The 17,945-nt window shown below is 68.2% G+C and carries 16 protein-coding genes and 4 tRNA genes; 7 read left to right on the forward strand and 13 right to left on the reverse strand.

The genetic code is table 11. The features are described from left to right. Window positions 1–99: 99 nt before the first annotated feature. The 3 genes from recJ to ACFCQI_RS16800 are packed head-to-tail and all read right to left on the reverse strand — an operon-like array spanning window position 100 to window position 4,647. On the reverse strand, window positions 100–1,812 hold the full coding sequence (recJ, locus tag ACFCQI_RS16790; RefSeq protein WP_395118534.1) for a single-stranded-DNA-specific exonuclease RecJ: 1,713 nt from the start codon (window positions 1,810–1,812) through the stop codon (window positions 100–102). After that, entirely contained in the window at window positions 1,809–2,729 is a 921-nt protein-coding gene (locus tag ACFCQI_RS16795; protein WP_395118536.1) for a phosphoglycerate mutase, read from the reverse strand. Before ACFCQI_RS16795 ends, recJ begins: the two co-directional genes overlap by 4 nt. Window positions 2,730–2,733: 4 nt before the next feature. Further along, on the reverse strand, window positions 2,734–4,647 hold the full coding sequence (locus ACFCQI_RS16800; RefSeq protein WP_395118538.1) for an ABC-F family ATP-binding cassette domain-containing protein: 1,914 nt from the start codon (window positions 4,645–4,647) through the stop codon (window positions 2,734–2,736). 179 nt (window positions 4,648–4,826) lie between these two features. Here ACFCQI_RS16800 and ACFCQI_RS16805 point away from each other — a divergent pair, with 179 nt between their 5' ends. The 5 genes from ACFCQI_RS16805 (at window position 4,827) to ACFCQI_RS16825 (ending at window position 8,846) form a co-directional block, all read left to right on the forward strand. Then, on the forward strand, window positions 4,827–5,192 hold the full coding sequence (locus ACFCQI_RS16805; protein WP_395118540.1) for a hypothetical protein: 366 nt from the start codon (window positions 4,827–4,829) through the stop codon (window positions 5,190–5,192). Window positions 5,193–5,287: 95 nt separating this feature from the next. Next, the gene (locus tag ACFCQI_RS16810; RefSeq protein ID WP_395118542.1) at window positions 5,288–6,322 is read left to right on the forward strand and encodes an agmatine/peptidylarginine deiminase; all 1,035 of its coding nucleotides are present in this window, start codon (window positions 5,288–5,290) and stop codon (window positions 6,320–6,322) included. Window positions 6,323–6,443: 121 nt separating this feature from the next. Next, window positions 6,444–7,334: a carbon-nitrogen hydrolase gene (locus ACFCQI_RS16815; RefSeq protein ID WP_395118544.1), complete on the forward strand. Its 891-nt coding sequence runs from the start codon at window positions 6,444–6,446 to the stop codon at window positions 7,332–7,334. Window positions 7,335–7,468: 134 nt separating this feature from the next. Continuing rightward, window positions 7,469–8,701, forward strand: coding sequence for a TraB/GumN family protein (locus ACFCQI_RS16820; protein ID WP_395118546.1), 1,233 nt, complete (start codon window positions 7,469–7,471; stop codon window positions 8,699–8,701). Between the two features lie 58 nt (window positions 8,702–8,759). Continuing rightward, window positions 8,760–8,846 (forward strand) — tRNA-Leu (locus ACFCQI_RS16825). A gap of 72 nt (window positions 8,847–8,918) precedes the next feature. On the opposite strand, the gene ACFCQI_RS16830 is transcribed toward ACFCQI_RS16825, so the two are convergent. From ACFCQI_RS16830 to ACFCQI_RS16875, 10 genes are all read right to left on the reverse strand, one after another. Next, window positions 8,919–8,992 (reverse strand) — tRNA-Cys (locus ACFCQI_RS16830). Between the two features lie 92 nt (window positions 8,993–9,084). Continuing rightward, window positions 9,085–9,160 (reverse strand) — tRNA-Gly (locus ACFCQI_RS16835). Between the two features lie 142 nt (window positions 9,161–9,302). After that, window positions 9,303–9,378, reverse strand: a tRNA-Gly gene (locus tag ACFCQI_RS16840). A 37-nt stretch (window positions 9,379–9,415) separates the two neighbouring features. Continuing rightward, window positions 9,416–10,012: a CDP-diacylglycerol--glycerol-3-phosphate 3-phosphatidyltransferase gene (pgsA, locus tag ACFCQI_RS16845; RefSeq protein WP_395118548.1), complete on the reverse strand. Its 597-nt coding sequence runs from the start codon at window positions 10,010–10,012 to the stop codon at window positions 9,416–9,418. 72 nt (window positions 10,013–10,084) lie between these two features. Then, the gene (uvrC, locus tag ACFCQI_RS16850; RefSeq protein ID WP_395118550.1) at window positions 10,085–11,926 is read right to left on the reverse strand and encodes an excinuclease ABC subunit UvrC; all 1,842 of its coding nucleotides are present in this window, start codon (window positions 11,924–11,926) and stop codon (window positions 10,085–10,087) included. 47 nt (window positions 11,927–11,973) lie between these two features. Then, window positions 11,974–12,750 (reverse strand): 3-deoxy-manno-octulosonate cytidylyltransferase, encoded by a 777-nt coding sequence (gene kdsB / locus ACFCQI_RS16855; RefSeq protein ID WP_395118552.1) that lies wholly within the window; start codon window positions 12,748–12,750, stop codon window positions 11,974–11,976. Between the two features lie 63 nt (window positions 12,751–12,813). Continuing rightward, window positions 12,814–14,124 carry a 3-phosphoshikimate 1-carboxyvinyltransferase gene (aroA, locus tag ACFCQI_RS16860; RefSeq protein ID WP_395118554.1) on the reverse strand — a complete coding sequence of 437 codons (1,311 nt, stop codon included), beginning with the start codon at window positions 14,122–14,124 and terminating at the stop codon, window positions 12,814–12,816. Next, window positions 14,121–15,209 carry a prephenate dehydratase gene (pheA, locus tag ACFCQI_RS16865; protein WP_395118556.1) on the reverse strand — a complete coding sequence of 363 codons (1,089 nt, stop codon included), beginning with the start codon at window positions 15,207–15,209 and terminating at the stop codon, window positions 14,121–14,123. Before pheA ends, aroA begins: the two co-directional genes overlap by 4 nt. A 66-nt stretch (window positions 15,210–15,275) precedes the next feature. After that, window positions 15,276–16,361 carry a 3-phosphoserine/phosphohydroxythreonine transaminase gene (serC, locus tag ACFCQI_RS16870; RefSeq protein WP_395118558.1) on the reverse strand — a complete coding sequence of 362 codons (1,086 nt, stop codon included), beginning with the start codon at window positions 16,359–16,361 and terminating at the stop codon, window positions 15,276–15,278. A 69-nt stretch (window positions 16,362–16,430) separates the two neighbouring features. Further along, the gene (locus ACFCQI_RS16875; RefSeq protein ID WP_395118560.1) at window positions 16,431–17,198 is read right to left on the reverse strand and encodes an FHA domain-containing protein; all 768 of its coding nucleotides are present in this window, start codon (window positions 17,196–17,198) and stop codon (window positions 16,431–16,433) included. 80 nt (window positions 17,199–17,278) lie between these two features. Here ACFCQI_RS16875 and ACFCQI_RS16880 point away from each other — a divergent pair, with 80 nt between their 5' ends. Further along, window positions 17,279–17,554 (forward strand): polyhydroxyalkanoic acid system family protein, encoded by a 276-nt coding sequence (locus ACFCQI_RS16880; protein ID WP_395118562.1) that lies wholly within the window; start codon window positions 17,279–17,281, stop codon window positions 17,552–17,554. Window positions 17,555–17,652: 98 nt separating this feature from the next. Then, complete coding sequence (gene infA / locus ACFCQI_RS16885; RefSeq protein WP_007081871.1) at window positions 17,653–17,871, forward strand: translation initiation factor IF-1; 219 nt, start codon at window positions 17,653–17,655, stop codon at window positions 17,869–17,871. The last annotated feature ends 74 nt before the right edge of the window (window positions 17,872–17,945 follow it).

A 17,945-nucleotide genomic window follows, 5' to 3' on the forward strand; every position in this document is an offset into this window, starting at 1 on the left:
GTGCTCCTGGGATGGGGTGCCCCAGTTTGGGTCCAGGCACGTGAAAAGCGTGCAAGTCGAAGGCATGGGAGCAGGCTTTCGAGACTCCTGCATTTCCGATCAGGCGGGCTCGATGTGCCGCAGCAGCAGGCGCGGCGTCTCGCGACCCTGCCAGTCGTTGATGGTCAGCTCGTAGGCCGTGCGCAGCCGAGGCGGCGGTGGCTGGCCGTCATAGGCATTGAACATCACCGCGTCGTGCACGGCGCCGTCGCGCGGGTCGCGCAGTTGCAGGCGCAGATGGGTCTCGCCCATCACCTTCCAGCCGGCGCAGTCGAACAGGTTGTCGAACAGCGGTTCGGGGAACGCCTGGCCCCATGGGCCGGCGGCGCGCAACTGGCGGGCCAGCGCCAGCGTGGCGGCGCCGGGCGGCAACTCGCCGTCGGTGTACAGCACCGCCTGCAGCCGCTCGGGCTCGATCAACTCGCGCGCGACCGCGTCGAAGGCGGCGGCGAAGCGCGGGTAGTCGGCGGCTTTCAGGCTCAGACCGGCAGCCATTGCGTGGCCGCCGAAGCGTTCGATCAGGCCGGGCTGGCGGGCGTCGATCACGGCCAGCGCGTCGCGGATGTGGAAGCCTTGGATGGAACGGCAGGAACCACGGAGGTTTTCGGTGTCGTCTTCGCTGGCCGGGGCGAAGGCGATCACCGGGCGGTGCAGCCGCTCCTTGAGTTTCGAGGCGACCAGGCCGACTACGCCGGCATGCCACGACGGCTCGAACAATGCCACGCCGATCGCATCGAGCGGCCCCAGGCCAGCCACCATCACCTCGGCCTCGGCCACCATCGAGGCCTGCAGGTCGCGCCGCTCGCGGTTGATCGCGTCGAGCTGCTCGGCGTAACGGCGCGCCTGTGCCACGTCGTCGGTGAGCAGGCAGGCCACGCCCAGGCGCATGTCCTCCAGGCGCCCGGCCGCGTTCAACCGCGGCCCGACTGCGAAGCCGAGATCGCTGGCGCACAGCGTGGTCAGGCTGCGCCTGCCCGCTTCGACCAGCGCGGCGATGCCGGCGCAGGCGCGGCCGCTGCGCATGCGCTGCAAGCCGGCCTCGACCAGCACGCGGTTGTTGAAATCCAGCGGCACCAGATCGGCCACCGTACCCAGGGCGACCAGGTCGAGCAGCACCGACAGGTCGGGTTTCGCCGCGCCGAAAGCGCCCTGCTCGTGCAACTTCGCACGCAGGGCGAGCAGCAGGTAGAACATCACCCCGACACCTGCCAGCGCCTTGCTGGGGAACGCGTCGCCGGCGAGATTCGGATTGACCATCGCATCACACGCCGGCAACCGCTCGCCGGGCAGGTGATGGTCGGTGACGATGACCTTGATGCCGCGCGCCTGCGCCGCCGCCACGCCGGCCACGCTGGCCACGCCGTTGTCGACCGTGACAATCAGCTGCGGGGTGGGCTGCATCGAGGCGACGAAGGCCGCGCTCAGCCCATAACCGTGCACGAAGCGGTTCGGGATCGCGTAATCCACCCGTCGTGCACCGAGCAGACGCAGGCCGCGCACGGCCACGGCAGTGCCGGTGGCGCCGTCGCAGTCGTAGTCGCCGGCGATCAGGATGGTCCAGTCATCGCGGATCGCCTCGGCCAGCAGTTCGACCGCCTGCGCCATGCCGCCCAGCAATTGCGGCGACAGCATCCGCGCCAGCCGGTGCTCGACCTGGCCGGGTTCCAGCACGCCGCGCGCGGCGTAGACCTGCTGCAGCACCGGGTGCACCGCATCCGGCCAGCCATGCGGCGTGCCCCGGCTTTCGCGCCGACGCAGCTGCAGCACGCTCAACGCCCTGCCCCGCGCCAGAAGCGCCAGCGATGAGCGGGTTTGTGCAGCCAGCGTTCGCCGCTGGCGAAATGCAGCGTGACGGGCTGGCGTTCGAGCAGCGGCTGCAGCAGCGGCCACCAGCGCGAGGCCAGCTCGTGCGCCGGCAGATCCTGCAGGTCGATCAGCCAGCCGGCACCCGCGGCTGCGACCGCATCGGCCGTGCGCAACGGATGCGCGATGCCGGCACGCGCGGCCAGTGCGCGCAGCAGCAGGTCGTCGCTGACCACGCCGGCCAGGGCACTGGTCGGCGGCGCAGGCAGGCGTCCGCCGCCCCACAGCCACAGACTGTTGACCAGCGATTGCCCGCGCATCCGTCGTTGCGCATTGAGCGGATGCTGGTGCAGCAGCACCTGGATGTCGTTTTGCAACACGCGCCAGCGGCGCCCGTGCGCGCCCTGCGGCAGGTGCTGCGCGAGGTCCTCGCCCAGCGCCTGCGATGGCGCGGCCAGGCCGGGCAGCGGCGTATCGGCCGGCAGGCGCAGATGCCAATGATCCGGGGTGGAAATCTCCAGTTGCATGCCGGCCTCGTCGAACACCGGCCGCAGCGTTTCGGCCAGCGCCTGCGCCTCGTCCAGGCCCAGGCCCATGCGACCGCAGGCCAGCAGGCGTACCCCGTTCATGTCCGGCTGCACCCAGGCCAGGTCGGCCGACAGCCACAGCGCATCGCCCGCGTCGCCGGCGAGAAACTGGCGGGTGATCGCCGCCGCGGGCACGTGCGCCTCGACGCCGGTGAAATGCCCGCCGAGGCCATCGAGATAACCGACGCCGCCATCCGCCAGGCGTTCGGCGCGCGGGAGCCACGCGTGCAGCGGATGGGTCGGCTCGACGTGCGCCAGCGAGGGCAGCCACAGTTGCAGCGACGGCTCCGGTTTGGACATCTCTTCAGGCCTCCAGTTGCTCGACCAGCGCCAGCCACTCGTTTTCCAGCGATTCCTTCTCGCCGCGCAGCTGCGCCTGGCGCTGGCCGATGCGCATCATTTCGCTGGTCGGGCCGTTGTAGGTGGCCGGGTCGGCCAGTTGCGCCTCCAGCGCGGCCAGCTCGGTATCGATGCTGGCGGTGCGCGTCTCGATTTTCTTCACCCGCTGGCGCGCGGCTTTTTCCTCGTCACGCTGGGCGGCAGCCTGGCGCCTGTGCTCCTCCGGCGAAACCTCCACCACCTTGGCCACCACCGGCTTGGCCGCCTTCTTGTTCGCGGCAGTGCGGGTCTTCAACCAGCGCGCGTAGTCGTCCAGGTCGCCGTCGAACGGCGCCACCTCGCCGTCGGCCACGCGCCAGAAGCTGTCGCAGACCATGCCGAGCAGATGGCGGTCGTGAGAAACCAGCACCAGCGCGCCGTCGAAATCGGCCAGCGCGTCGGCCAGCGCCTCGCGCATGTCCAGGTCGAGGTGGTTGGTCGGTTCGTCCAGCAGCAGCAGGTTCGGCTTGTCCCACGCGATCAGCGCCAGCGCCAGGCGTGCGCGCTCGCCGCCGGAGAAACCGTCGACCGACTCGAACGCGCGGTCGCCGGCGAAATTCCAGGTGCCGAGAAAATCGCGCATGACCTGGGTGGCCACGCCCGGTGCCTTGTCCAGCAGATGGTCGAGCGGACTGGCGCCTTCGCGCAGGCTTTCCACCGTGTGCTGGGCGAAGTAGCCGATCTTCAGGTCCTTGTGCACCTTGCGCTCGCCGCCGAACGGTTCCAGCTCGCCGACCAGGGTCTTCACCAGGGTGGACTTGCCGGCGCCGTTCGGACCGAGCAGGCCGATCCGTTCGCCCGCCTCGATGCTGAAGCGCACGTCGGCGAGCACGATGTTCGCCACTTCGTCCGCGTGCGTGGAAGGATCGGCCAGGTAGCCGGCGGTGATGTCCTCCAGCTGCAGCATCGAATCGGGCAGTCGCCCCGGCGCGGGAAACTGGAAGCTGAAGGGGCGCTCGGCGCGTACTGCCTCGGTGCCGGCCAGCTTCTCCAGCCGCTTCATCCGCGACTGCGCCTGCTTGGCCTTGGTCGCCTTGGCCTTGAAGCGGTCGATGAAGGACTGCAGGTGCGCGCGCTCGGCCTGCTCGCGCTCGTGCGAGATCTGCTGCTGGCGCAACTGCTCGGCGCGCAGGCGCTCGAACGCGCTGTAATTGCCGGTATAGAGCTTGGCCTTGCCGTCGTTGAGGTGCAGCGTGTGGGTGATCACGCCATCGAGGAACTCGCGGTCGTGCGAGATGATCAGCAAGGTGCCCTGGTAGCGACGCAGCCATTCTTCCAGCCACAGCACGGCGTCGAGGTCGAGGTGGTTGGTCGGCTCGTCCAGCAGCAGCAGGTCGGACGGACACATCAGCGCACGCGCCAGGTTCAGCCGTCCGCGCCAGCCGCCGGAAAATTCCTGCACCGCGCGCTCGTGCGTTTCCGGGGGAAAGCCCAGGCCATGCAGCAGGCGGCCGGCGCGGGCGCGGCCGTCGTAGCCGTTCAGTTCCTCGATGCGGTGATGCGCCTTCGCCATCGCCTCCATGTCGCCGCGATCGCCGGCTTCCGCTTCGTCGTTGATGGCGGCGGCCAGTTCCTCGTCACCGGCCAACACGTAGTCGATCGCGGCGTCCGGCAGCGCCGGCGTCTCCTGCGCCACCGAGGCCAGCCGCAGCTTGCCCGACATCTCCAGCTCGCCCGCATCGCTCTCCAGCCTGCCCTGCAGTGCGGCGAACAGGCTGGATTTGCCGCAGCCGTTGCGGCCGATCACGCCAAGGCGCCAGCCGCTCTGGATCACCAGGTCGATGTCGGAAAGCAGCAAACGACTGCCGCGGCGCAGGGCGAAATGTCGAAACGAAATCATGGAATGGGCGAGTCCTGCCCGCGCAAGCGGGCACTGCAGCCGCCCATGATAACGGCGATGGCTCGCCCATGGCCGCAGCGAATGCCCAATCCATCGCAATCGCCGCGACCCGGCATGGCGTAACATTGCCGGGTCTGATACAACGACGCCGCATGCAGCCTTGTATGGAGAGGGGAGCCATGGTCAAGTTCACGAGCAGTTTGCCGATCGCCATCCTGCTGGCCGCTGCCGCCGGTCTGGCCGTGTCGCCGCAAGCCAATGCGGCGCAATCGCGCGCGCATGGCGACAGCCTGCTGATCCACCGCGTGCAGCAGGAAAGAGGCATGAACCTGCCGCGCCGCGGGTTGAGCATGGCCCAGGTCGAGAAGACCTGGGGCGCGCCGCAGCGCAAGTTGTCGCCGCGCGGCGGCGATACCAGCAAGCATCCGCAGATCAACCGCTGGGAATACTCGAACTTCATCGTGTATTTCGAACACAGCCACGTCATCCACTCGGTGCTCAACACGCCGGCGGGCAACAACACCGATCCATCCGCGGTCCACTGATCCCCTTCATCCGGACGCGGCCCGTGTCGCCACGGGCCGCGTCTGCGTTTGCCTGCGCTTTACAATAGGCGGCCCATCCGCACGAGAACCCCGCCATGACCGACTCCACCCTGCGCCTGCCGGCAGAATGGGAACCGCAGGCCGCGGTACTGATCGCGTGGCCGCATGCCGGCACGGACTGGGCCGAACGGCTGGACACGGTGGAATCCACCTACGTGGCGCTGGCCGCCGCGATCACGCGGTTCCAGTCGCTGATTGTCGTGGTCGCGGACGCCGCGCTGCGCGCGCACGTGCAGTCGCAACTGCATGGCGCCGGCGTGGACCCTGCGAAGGTCCGCTTCATCGAGCTGCCCTACGACGACACCTGGCTGCGCGACTCCGGCCCGATCACGCTGAAGCGTGGCGACACCGGCTTCCAGCTCACTGATTTCCGCTTCACCGGCTGGGGCGGCAAGTTCGGCGCCGAACAGGACGACGCACTGGTCGCCGGCCTCGTCGACGCCGGCGTATTCGGCCATGCCGCGCACAAGCGCATCGACTGGGCGCTGGAAGGCGGCGGCATCGAGAGCGACGGCGCCGGCAGCATCCTCACCACCTGGCGCTGCCTGGTGCAACGGCATCCCGAACAGTCGCGCGAGGAGATGAGCGCGATCCTGCGTGACAGCCTGCACGCCGACCGCGTGCTGTGGCTCGACTACGGCTACCTCGAAGGCGACGACACCGACGCGCACATCGACACGCTGGCCCGTTTCGCGCCCGGGGATCGCATCGTGTTCCAGGCCTGCGACGATCCCGCCGACCCGCACCATGACGAGCTGCAACGCATGGCCGACGAACTGGCCGCCCTGCGCACCACGGACGGCCGCCCGTACCAGCTGCATCCGCTGCCGTGGGCCAAGCCCATCCTCGACGAGGGTCGCCGGCTCGCGGCGTCCTACGCGAACTACCTGATCGTCAACGGTGCCGTGCTGGTGCCCGCCTACGACGACCCTGCCGACGACCAGGCCGCGCGCATCATCGGCACCGCGCATCCGGGCCGCGAGGTAGTGCAGGTGCCCTGCCGCCCGCTGATATGGCAGAACGGCAGCCTGCACTGCATCACCATGCAACTGCCGGCCGGGATGATCTGAGCGGCTGCCTCGACCCAGGCGGGCAAAGCGCGGCGCAGGCCGGCCGTTGCCGCCCCACGCACAACCGCCACGACGCGCTTCGCTACACTAGCGTGTCACGCCACAGGCGGCAGGAACCATCATGACCCGCAAGACCCTCAAGGTCGCGCTGCTGCAGGAAACCGACCGCGGCAGCCGCGACGCCAACCTGGATGCGATCGAGACCGGCCTGCGCGAAGCCGCCGCTGCCGGCGCCGAACTGGTGCTGCTGCAGGAGCTGCACAACGGCCCCTACTTCTGCCAGCGCGAATCGGTCGAGGTCTTCGACCAGGCCGAGAGCATCCCCGGCCCCGGCACCGAGCGCATCGGCAAGCTGGCTGCGGAACTGAAGCTGGTGGTGGTCGCCTCGCTGTTCGAGCGCCGCGCCGCCGGGCTGTATCACAACACCGCCGTCGTCTTCGACCGCTCGGCGGCGATCGCCGGCGTCTACCGCAAGATGCACATTCCGGACGATCCGGGCTTCTACGAGAAATTCTACTTCACGCCCGGCGACCTGGGTTTCGAGCCGATCGATACCTCGGTAGGCCGCCTGGGCGTGCTGGTGTGCTGGGACCAGTGGTATCCGGAGGCGGCGCGCCTGATGGCGCTGGCCGGCGCCGAGCTGCTGCTCTATCCCACCGCGATCGGCTGGGACCCGTCCGACGAACAAGTCGAGAAGGACCGCCAGCGCGACGCCTGGATCACCGTGCAGCGCGGCCACGCGGTGGCCAACGGCCTGCCCCTGCTCGCCTGCAACCGCACCGGTTTCGAGAGCGATCCTGCCGATGCCGCCTCGGGCATCCAGTTCTGGGGTTCGAGCTTCGTCGCCGGCCCGCAAGGCGAGTTCCTCGCCCGCGCCGGCACCGATGCCCGCGAGCTGCTGCTGGCCGACATCGACCTGGGCCGCAGCGAGAACGTGCGCCGGATCTGGCCGTTCCTGCGTGACCGCCGCATCGACGCCTACGCCGACCTGCTGAAGCGCTTCCGTGACTGAGCCTTTGCGATCATCCTTGATCGCGAAGATCAAAAAGCGGCCAGCCATGGCCGCAGTTTCAAGTTTTGGCTTGTGCCACAGGGGCGTCACCCCCATTCATGGCTTCTCTCCCCGTTGACTGGCGTGCCGTCCGCATGAGTGTTCCCGAAACCGCAGTCGCCCCGCCGGCAGCCCTCGAAGGACAGCCGCTGGAGCGCGTGCAGCGCGATGGCGTCGAGTACGTGGTGCTGGGCACCGCCCACGTCTCGCGCAGCAGCAAGGAAGCAGTCGAGGCGCTGCTGGCCAGCGAGCATTTCGACGCGGTGGCGGTGGAACTGTGCGAAAGCCGCGCGCAGGGCATGCGCGATCCGGAAGCGTTCAAGCAGATGGACCTGTTCCAGGTGATCCGCCAAGGCAAGGCCGGCATGGTCGTCGCCAGCCTGGTGCTGTCTACCTTCCAGAAGCGCCTTGCCGAACAGTCGGGCATCCAGCCCGGCGCCGAGATGAAGGCAGCGATGGACGGCGCCGAGGCGCACGACGTGCCGCTGTGGCTGATCGACCGCGAAGTCGGCACCACGCTGAAACGCGCCTGGCGCAGCGTGGGTTTCTGGCAACGATTCGGCCTGCTCGGCGGGCTCGCCGCCAGCATCTTCGAGCGCAACGACATCGCCGAAGACGAAGTGGAAAAGCTCAAGCAGAGCGACCTGCTGGAAAGCGCCTTCAGCGAGTTCGCCAGCGGCTCGAAGCCGCTGTATGAAAGCCTGATCGGCGAACGCGATGCCTACATGGCGGCGCGACTGCGCGAGGAAGCCGCGCACACGCCGTCGGACGAGCCCCGGCGCGTGCTGGTGGTGATCGGCGCCGGCCATCTCAAGGGCCTGTGCACGCTGCTGCGCGAGCAGCACGAAGACCCGGCGCGTACCGTTGCCGAACTGGCGCAGACCCCGCCCAAGGCACGCTGGCCGAAATGGGTCGCCGCCGGCCTGGTGCTGCTGGTGTTCGCCGCCATCGCCTGGGCATTCCACCGCAATGCGGCGCTGGGCACGCAGGCGCTGATGGCGTGGATACTGTTCACCGGCGGCTTCGCTGCCCTGGGCGCGGTGGCGGCCGGCAGTCATCCATTGAGCGTCGCCGCCGCTTTCGTCGCCGCCCCGATCAAGCCGTTCCGCCCCGGCATCCCCGCCGGCGGCATCAGCGCGATGGCCGAAGCCTGGGTGCGTCGTCCACGCGTGGCGGATTTCGACAGCCTGCGCGAAGACATCGTGCACTGGACCGGCTGGTGGAAAAACCGCGTGGCGCGCACCCTGCTCAACTTCATCCTGGTCAGCGTGGGCACGCTTATCGGCGAGTACAGTGCCGGCTTCCACATCGTCAAGAGCCTGTTCTGACCCGCGTGCTAGCATTCGCGCCGCTGCGCGCGGCGCCCTTCGCGGCGAGCACACTCCGGCCCGGGTGGCGAAACTGGTATACGCAAGGGACTTAAAATCCCTCGGCCGCAAGGCCATGCGGGTTCGACCCCCGCCCCGGGCACCAGCCACCGCCAGACAGCAAAAAGCCCGCCGATGGCGGGCTTTTTGTCGGGCTGCCGTGACAGCCGCGATGCAATGGAGGCCTAGGTCGGAATCGAACCGGCGTACGCGGATTTGCAGTCCGCTGCATGACCACTCTGCCACCAGGCCGTTGCTTGATGCACGCGATCATCGTGACACGGAGATGATCGCATATTCCCCGGAAAACAAAACCCCGGCGATCCGGGGTTCCGTGCAAATCCTGGAGCGGGAAACGAGACTCGAACTCGCGACCCCGACCTTGGCAAGGTCGTGCTCTACCAACTGAGCTATTCCCGCATCGGAGCCGCAAATGATAGCAGAACCAGATCGCTTGTGAATAGCGCCCGGCCCTCCCGCGTGCGTCCCTGCGCCGTGGCTGATGGCCGGAAACGACAAGGCCCTGAACGAGTCAGGGCCTTGCGTCGCCACGGGCGAAATCTGGAGCGGGAAACGAGACTCGAACTCGCGACCCCGACCTTGGCAAGGTCGTGCTCTACCAACTGAGCTATTCCCGCATCGGAGCCGCGCATTCTAATACGTGAAACGGTGTCGTCAAGTCGGTTTGCCCGAGGCGTCGTCGCGCAGCATCGGCCAGGCTGCGCGCAGGTAGTACAGCCCGGACCAGATGGTCAGGATGCCGGCGATCACCAGCAGTCCTTCGCCGATGTGATACAGCCGCAGCGCCGTGGCTTCCTTCTCGTGCTGCACGATGAGCACCACCAGCGCCACCATCTGCATCACGGTCTTCAGCTTGCCGATCATGGCGACTTTCACGGTGGCGCTCATGCCGATCTTGGCCATCCATTCGCGCAGCGCCGACACGCTGATCTCGCGCCCGACGATGACCGCCGCGGTCACCGCCATCAGGATGCCGGACCAGCCGCTGCTCGGATGCGACTGCACCAGCAGGAACAGCGTCACCGCCACCATCAACTTGTCCGCCACCGGGTCGAGAAAGGCGCCGAACGCCGAGGTGAGCTTCATCCGCCGCGCGAGATAGCCGTCCAGCCAGTCGGTGATGGCGGCCAGGATGAACACGATGGCGGCCGTGATGTTGTGGCCACGGAACGGCAAGTAGAACACCACGACCATCACCGGCAGCAATGCCACGCGGAAAAGGGTCAGCCAGGTCGGCAAATTGATGCGCATGGTTCGTCCTGAGGATTTGTTGCAGTTTCGCACGCCGGCACGCCGCTGCCACGTGATGGTACCTGCCGGCATTCAGCCATGCAGGCTGGCATAGATTTTCTCGGCCAGGTTTCGGTCGATGCCCTTCACCTGCATCAACTCCTCGATGCCGGCTGCCTCCACGCCCTGCATGCCGCCGAAGGCCTTCAGCAGCAACGACCTCCGCCGCGCCCCGATGCCCGGGATGTCCTCCAGCACGCTGCGCTCGCGCGCTTTCTCGCGCCGCTTGCGATGGCCGCTGATGGCAAAGCGATGCGCCTCGTCGCGCACCGCCGCGACCAGGTGCAGCGCCGGCGAGGACGAGCCGGGATGCAGCTCGCGGCCCACGCTGCCCGCCTCATGTCGCGCCAGCACCAGGGTTTCCTCGCCGGCGCGGCGGCCCGGCCCCTTGGCCACGCCGACCACCTCGATGCCGTCGACACCCAGGTCGCACAACACCTCCAGCGCCTGTGCCACCTGGCCGCTGCCGCCATCGATCAGCAGCACGTCGGGACGCACGCCCTCGCCTTCGGCCACCTTGCGGAAGCGTCGGGTCAACGCCTGGTGCATGGCCGCGTAATCGTCACCGGGCGTGATGCCGGCGATGTTGAAGCGGCGGTAGTGCGATTTCTCGGGGCCTTCCGGGCCGAACACCACGCACGACGCTACCGTGAGCTCGCCCATGGTGTGGCTGATGTCGAAACATTCGATCCGGCGCGGCATGCTGTCCAGCCCCAGCACCTTCTGCAGATCGTCGAAACGCGTGCCCAGCGTCTGCCGGCTGGCCAGCCGCGCGGTAAGCGAAGCCTGGGCATTGCGCTCGGCCATCTGCAGGAACTGCGCACGATCCCCGCGCACGCTGGACTTCAGTTCCACCACATGACCGGCGTGCTGGCCCAGCACCTCGGCGAGGAGGGCCTGGTCGGGCAGCGCCATGCCCAGGATCAGCTCGCGCGGCACCGGCCGGTCCAGGTAGTACTGCGCGATGAACTGCGCCAGCACGTCGGCCGGCGTGGCGTCCAGCGGCAGCCGCGGGAAGAAATCCCGCGTCCCCAGGCTGATGCCGTTGCGGAAGAACAGCACGCTGACGCAGGCCATGCCGGCCTCGATGCGACAGGCGAGCACGTCCATGTCGGCGCTTGCCCCGCGCACGTGGTGCTGCGCCTGCAACTGGCGCAGCGCGGCGACCTGGTCGCGCAGTTTCGCGGCACGCTCGAACTGAAGCGACTGGCTGGCCTGCTCCATCGCCGTGGCCAGTTCGTCGATCACCGCGTTGCTGCGCCCCTCCAGGAACATCTCGGCATGGCGTACGTCCTCGCGATAGTCCTCGACGCTGATCAGCCCCACGCACGGCGCACTGCAGCGGCCGATCTGGTACAGCAGGCACGGGCGCGTGCGGTTGCGGAAGTAGCTGTCCTCGCACTGGCGCACCTTGAACAGCTTCTGCATCAGGTTGAGGCTTTCGCGCACCGCATGGGCGCTGGGGTACGGCCCGAAATAGCGACCCGGCAGGTTCTTTGCGCCGCGGTGGAAGGCCAGCCGCGGATAGTCCTCGCCGCTGGAGAGGTAGATGTAGGGATAGCTCTTGTCGTCGCGCAGCAGGATGTTGTAGCGCGGCTTGAGCGACTTGATCAGCTGCGATTCCAGCAGCAGCGCCTCGCCCTCGGTACGCGTCACCGTGATCTCGACGCGGGCGATCTGCGCCACCATCGCGGCGATGCGCGCCTCTGTCGGCGGCTTCAGGAAATAGCTGCCGACGCGCTTCTTCAGGTTGCCGGCCTTGCCCACGTAGAGCAACTCGCCGGCCGCGTCGAAGTGGCGGTAGACGCCCGGCGAAGTGGCGAGCGTACGGACGAAGGCCTTGCCGTCGAAGGGGGGCGGTTGCGGGGACTGCATGGAGGGATTCTAGCGGCAGCGGATGGCGACGCTCCCGATATGGAGCCTCACCGGTGCGAGCGCAACCACAGCTCGGCGCGTTCCAGATCCGCCTCGGTGTCGATGCCCGGGGGAAACGGCTCGGGCGTCAGCCGCACGGCGATCGCGTGGCCGTGTTCGAGCACGCGCAACTGCTCCAGCGATTCGGTCTGTTCCAGCGGGGTGCGCGGCAACTGCGTGTAGCTACGCAGGAACCCGGCCCGATAGGCATAGATGCCGATGTGGCGCAGGAACGGCGTGCCGGACGGCAGCGTGTGCCGATCCGTCGCGAACGCATCGCGCGCCCACGGCATCGGCGCACGGCTGAAATACAGCGCGCGCCCGTTGCCGGTGCGCACCAGTTTCACGACGTTCGGGTCGAACAGCTCCTCGGCGTCGATGATCGGCGTGGCCAGTGTGGCCATCGGTGCGTCGTCGCCCGCCAGCGCCTGGGCAACGGCGCGAATGCCGGCGGCCGGCGCGAACGGTTCGTCGCCCTGCAGGTTGACCACGATGCTGTCGTCGGCCCAGCCGAGCTGCTCCGCGCATTCGGCCAGCCGATCGCTGCCGGAGGCGTGGTCGCGGCGGGTCATGCAGATCTGCACCTCGCGCTGGCCGGCCAGCGCCTCGGCGATGCGCTCGTCGTCCACTGCCACCACGACACGGCCGGCGCCTGCCTGCAGTGCGCGCTGCGCCACGCGCACGACCATCGGCAGCCCGCCGATGTCACGCAGGGGCTTGCCCGGCAACCGGGTCGAGCCATGCCGGGCCGGGATGGCCACGATGAACGAGCGGGAAAGCGACATCGGTCAATCCTTGGGGTGCGCGCCGGCGCGGACGATCACGATACAACGAGTGCCGCGCCAGGTTCAGCACGCCTCGCGCAGGGCAAACCCGCAGCCGTTGGCCAGCTCACGGAAGCCGGGGAACGAGGTGGCCACGTGGCGGCAGTCGTTGATCCGCACCGGCCCGGTCGCGCGCAAGCCGGCCACCGCGAAGCTCATCGCGATGCGATGGTCGGTGAGGCTTTCCACCGTGCCGGCGCCGATCGGGCCGCCGTCGATGACCGCGCCATCCGGGGTCTCCTCGATCGCCACATCCAGCGCGCGCATGCCCGCCGCCATGGTGGCGATGCGGTCGGATTCCTTCACCCGCAACTCGGCCGCGCCGCGGACCACCGTGCGTCCCGACGCCGCGGCAGCAGCGATGAACAGGATGGGGAGTTCGTCGATCATGTCCGGCACCAGCGCGACGGGCAACTCGATGCCATGCAACGGCGCATGGCGGACCACCAGGTCGCCCACCGGCTCTCCGCCGGCCTCGCGTTCCCGCTCCACCACGATGTCCGCGCCCATCAGGCGCAGTGCCTGCAGCAAGCCGGTGCGGCGTGGATTGAGGCCTATCCCCGGCAGGCGCAGTTGCGAACCCGGCACGATGCTGGCGGCAACCAGGAAGAATGCCGCCGACGAGAAGTCCGCCGGCACCTCGACGTCGACCGCACGCAAGGCGTGGCCACCGTCGAGCCGGACACGACCCGGCGTGAACTCGATCGGCCATCCGAACGCGGCCAGCATGCGTTCGGTGTAGTCGCGGGTCGGGTGCGGTTCGAGAATCTCGCTCGTGCCTTGTGCATACAGGCCGGCCAGCAGCAGGGCGGACTTCACCTGGGCGCTGGCCACCGGCAACTCGTAGCGGATGCCGCGCAGGGTGTTGCCGCCGTGAAGCCGCAGGGGCGGCAGGCCGTCCTGGCTGTCGATGCGCGCGCCCATCCGCGCCAGCGGGTCGGTCACCCGGCGCATCGGTCGCTTCGACAGCGAAGCATCGCCCACCAGCACGCTGTCGAACGCCTGCGCCGCGAGCAAGCCAGCGAGCAGACGCATGCCGGTACCGGCATTGCCGCAGTCCAGCGGCTGCGTGGCGGCATGCAGGCCGTGCAGGCCGACGCCGTGAATGACGCGTTCACCCTCCGTCGGAATTTCGATGCGCACGCCGAGCTGGGCCAGTACCGCGGCCGTGGCGCGCGTGTCCTCACCCTCGAGAAAGCCGCGAATATGCGAACGCCCCTCGGCGATGGCCGCCAGCATCAGCGCCCGATGCGAGATCGACTTGTCGCCCGGCACGGCGATGCTGCCGTGCAAGGGACCACCTGCGCCGCTGAGCCAGTCCAGCCGTGCGCTCAAGGCAAGGCCACCGGGTAGGAGCCGAGCACGCGGATCGACGCGGCCGACTCGCCGATGTCGCGCACGGCGGCCTGCAGCGCATCGTCGTCAATGTGGCCGGACACATCGATGAAGAATGCATACTGCCACTTGCCGGTGTGCGCCGGGCGCGACTCGATCCGGTTCAGGCTGATGCCGTGCTTCGCGAACGGGCTGAGCACGTCGTACAGTGCTCCCGGCTTGTCGTTGACCGTGACCAGCAGCGAGGTGCGGTCGTTGCCCGAGGGCGGGAACAGCGTGCGGCCGATCACCAGGAAGCGCGTGGTGTTGTCGGCGCGGTCCTCGATGCCCTGCGCCACCGTCTTCAGCCGATAGACCTTGCCTGCGCTTTCGCCGGCGATCGCCGCGACATCATCGGCATGCAACGCCAGCCGAGCCGCCTCGGCATTGCTCGACACCGCGATGCACTCGACGTCGGGCAGGTTGATGCGCAACCAGGTTTTGCACTGCTGCAGCGACTGAGCATGTGCGTAGATGCGATGCACGTCTTCCAGCCTGCCGCTGCGCGAGTGCAGGCACTGGTGCACGCGCAGCTCGATCTCGCCGCAGATGGTGGCCTCGGAAGTGAGGAACATGTCCAGCGTCACCTGGATCATGCCCTGCCCCGAGTTCTCCACCGGCACCACGCCGAAATCGGCGTGCCCGGCGGCGACCTCCTGGAACACTTCCTCGATGCTGCCCAGCGGCAGGCCGTAGGCGGCATGGCCGAAATGCTTGCGCACGGCCTGTTCGCTGAAGGTGCCCTCCGGGCCGAGGAAGCCGATCTTCAACGGGTCTTCCTGCGCCAGGCAGGAGGACATGATCTCGCGGAACAGGCGCACCATCTCGGCATCGGACAGCGGCCCCTGGTTGCGGTCCACCACCATGCGCAGCACGTGCGCCTCGCGCTCGGGGCGGTAGTAGTCGATCGCCGAAAGCCCCTCGCCCTTCACCTTCGCCACCGTGCGGGCATGGTTGGCGCGCTCGGAGATGAGCTGCTGGATCTGCCGGTCGATGCTGTCGATGCGCTCGCGCATCTCGCTAAGCGGAGTCTTGGGGTCGTTCATGCCTTGGCCGTCTGGATGGAAAGAAGTCCATTTGCACGCGAGCATCCCATGCTCCGCGAATGATGTTCAACCATGGCGCGTGGCGAAGTCGCGCATGAAAGCGACCAGCGCCTCGACCGCCTCCAGCGGCACGGCGTTGTACAGCGATGCGCGCATCCCGCCCACTGCCTTGTGCCCCTTCAGCGCAAGCAGCCCGGCGGCCTCGGACTCCTGCAGGAATGGCGCATCCAGCGCACTGTCATGCAGGGTGAATGGCACGTTCATGCGCGAACGCGCGGTCGGCTCCACCGGGTTGCGGTAGTAGCCGCCGGAGCCGTCGATGCTCGTGTACAGCAAGTCGGCCTTGGCGCGGTTGGCTGCACCCATCGCGGCCAGCCCGCCCTGCGCCAGCAGCCACTGGAAAGTGAGCCCGGCAAGATACCAGCCCCAGGTGTTCGGGGTGTTCAACATCGAGTCGGCCGCGGCATGGTCGGCATAGCGGAAGATCCGCGCCATCGGCCGGCCCGCTCGTTGGAGCAGGTCGCGACGGATGATCATCAGCACCAGTCCGGAGGGGCCGATGTTCTTCTGCGCACCGGCATAGACCAGGCCGAATCGGCGCACGTCCAGTGGCGCGGACAGGATGTTGGAGGACATGTCCGCGACCAATGGCACCTCGCCTGTCTCGGGCACGTCGGGGAACTCCACGCCGTGGATGGTTTCGTTCGGCGTGTAGTGCACATAGGCGGCGCGCGGATCGAGCTGCCAGCTTTCGCGCGGCGGCAGCTGCCGATAGCCGGCGGCCTTCGCGCTGGCGGCCACGTTGACCCGCACGTACGGCGCTGCCTCGCTGATCGCCTTGGCACTCCAGTGGCCGCTGTCGATGTAGTCGGCGCTTTCCCCCTCGCCCGCCAGGTTCATGGGGATCTGGGCGAACTGCTGCGTCGCGCCGCCCTGCAGAAACAGCACGGCATGGTCAGCAGGGATACCCACCAGCGCGCGCAAGTCCGCTTCGGCCTGCGCGGCCATGGCGATGAAGCGCTTGCCGCGATGGGACTGCTCCATCACCGAAGCGCCGCTGCCCTGCCAGTCGGTCAGCTCGTCGCGGGCACGTTCGAGCACGGCCAGCGGCAGCGCGGCGGGACCGGCACTGAAATTCCAGACTCTGCTCACGGGGTTTCCTGCGGCGTCGAGGTTGTTCCGCATTATGCCGCGGCGCAACATGCTTTCGTCAACCAGTGCTCAGAAGCGCACCAGCAGCACCAAGGCGATGGCCAGCGCCAGCGCGGCAGCCGTGGCGATCAGCCACCACACCTCGCCGGAAGGCCCGGCCGCTGCCTCGGGCAAGGGCGTCGCCCGCGGCGCGGATTCGACCGGTTCCGGTTTGGGTTCCATGCCAGGAGCCTCGAGCACGAAGCGGTGCATCGCCACGCCAATCTGGTCGCCGTCCTGCAGCGCCACGCATTGCGTCGCGACGCCGTTCACCCGCAACGGATGCCGCGCCGAGGGCAGGGTCGACTCCAGCATCAGCCGGCCCTCCTGCCAGCCGATGCGCAAGCCCACCGCCTCGCCCGCCGGCAGGCCCGGCAGGCAACGGCCGGCGGGACCGAACTCGAGCCCATCCTGCACTGGCAGCAGCCGCCCGGACAGCGGTCCGGCGACCGCGCGCAGCGCCACGATGCAGCGTTCGTGCGCCGGGACCTGACGCGGCTCACGCAGCGCGGGATCGTCGTCGTCGCGCAGCAACATGCGGCAATCGCCGATGCTGACGACGTCGCCCGGACGCACCAGCGCACGCTCGCGCACGGGCCTGGCGTTGACGTAGATGCGGTCGGCCGAGGGCAGCACCTGGAGCACCCAGCCGCGACGATCCTGCTCGATGCGAACGTGCCGCGCGGCCGCCTGGCCGGCGGCCAGCACCAGGTCATTGGCGGCGTCGCTGCCGATGCACAGTCGCGCCTGCGTCCAGCGGAAATCCTCGCGAGCGGCATTGGGAAATTCGATGCGCATGGCGTGCCAGGTCGATCAATCGCGAGACTCTACCATGCGCCTGCATCGCAGTAAGATGGCCGCTTTGCCGGAAGCATGCCATGCCGAGCATCCATATTCGCCGCGCCCACCAGTTGTCGATCGCCGAGGCCCGCGCCCGCGTCGAGCAGGTGGCCGCGCGCATGCACGAGAAGTTCGGCCTGGCCGGCGACTGGCAAGGCGACACCCTGGGTTTCTCGCGCCCCGGTGTCACCGGTTCCATTGCCGTGGAGCGCGAGGCAATCGACGTGCAGGCGAGGCTGGGCATGATGCTGACGCCGCTGACCGGCATGATCGAACAGGAGATCCGGCGCAAGCTGGAGGAGCTGTTTGCCTGAACTTGCGACGGCCTTGATGATTCTTTAACCACGCCGCCATTCGTGGCATAATCGACGGCTTACGCAGCCATCTCGGCTGCGCGTGAAGCCCGGGACATATGGCCAAAGACGACGTCATCGAAATGGAAGGCACGGTCCAGGAGACCCTGCCCAACACCATGTTCCGCGTGCAGCTGGAGAACGGTCACGTGGTGATCGCGCACATCTCCGGGCGCATGCGCAAGCACTACATCCGTATCCTCACGGGCGACAAGGTCAAGATCGAGATGACCCCGTACGACCTGAGCAAGGGACGCATCACCTACCGCATGAAGTAGGCGGCCCCGACGGGATCGACGTACCGATATGACAAAAGCGGCGCATGGCGCCGCTTTTGCGTTGTGGAGCCAGC

The sequence above is a fragment of the Rhodanobacter sp. FW102-FHT14D06 genome (genome assembly GCF_043950705.1).
Taxonomy (GTDB): Bacteria; Pseudomonadota; Gammaproteobacteria; order Xanthomonadales; family Rhodanobacteraceae; genus Rhodanobacter.

Coding starts and splice junctions, on each gene's coding strand:
- ACFCQI_RS16880 (WP_395118562.1), top strand. CDS start 17,279: ATGCCGAGCATCCATATTCGCCGCGCCCACCAGTTGTCGATCGCCGAG.
- kdsB (WP_395118552.1), bottom strand. CDS start 12,750: ATGTCGCTTTCCCGCTCGTTCATCGTGGCCATCCCGGCCCGGCATGGC.
- uvrC (WP_395118550.1), bottom strand. CDS start 11,926: ATGCAGTCCCCGCAACCGCCCCCCTTCGACGGCAAGGCCTTCGTCCGT.
- ACFCQI_RS16820 (WP_395118546.1), top strand. CDS start 7,469: ATGAGTGTTCCCGAAACCGCAGTCGCCCCGCCGGCAGCCCTCGAAGGA.
- ACFCQI_RS16875 (WP_395118560.1), bottom strand. CDS start 17,198: ATGCGCATCGAATTTCCCAATGCCGCTCGCGAGGATTTCCGCTGGACG.
- ACFCQI_RS16800 (WP_395118538.1), bottom strand. CDS start 4,647: ATGATTTCGTTTCGACATTTCGCCCTGCGCCGCGGCAGTCGTTTGCTG.
- ACFCQI_RS16810 (WP_395118542.1), top strand. CDS start 5,288: ATGACCGACTCCACCCTGCGCCTGCCGGCAGAATGGGAACCGCAGGCC.
- pgsA (WP_395118548.1), bottom strand. CDS start 10,012: ATGCGCATCAATTTGCCGACCTGGCTGACCCTTTTCCGCGTGGCATTG.
- pheA (WP_395118556.1), bottom strand. CDS start 15,209: ATGAACGACCCCAAGACTCCGCTTAGCGAGATGCGCGAGCGCATCGAC.
- ACFCQI_RS16805 (WP_395118540.1), top strand. CDS start 4,827: ATGGTCAAGTTCACGAGCAGTTTGCCGATCGCCATCCTGCTGGCCGCT.
- infA (WP_007081871.1), top strand. CDS start 17,653: ATGGCCAAAGACGACGTCATCGAAATGGAAGGCACGGTCCAGGAGACC.
- ACFCQI_RS16795 (WP_395118536.1), bottom strand. CDS start 2,729: ATGTCCAAACCGGAGCCGTCGCTGCAACTGTGGCTGCCCTCGCTGGCG.
- ACFCQI_RS16815 (WP_395118544.1), top strand. CDS start 6,444: ATGACCCGCAAGACCCTCAAGGTCGCGCTGCTGCAGGAAACCGACCGC.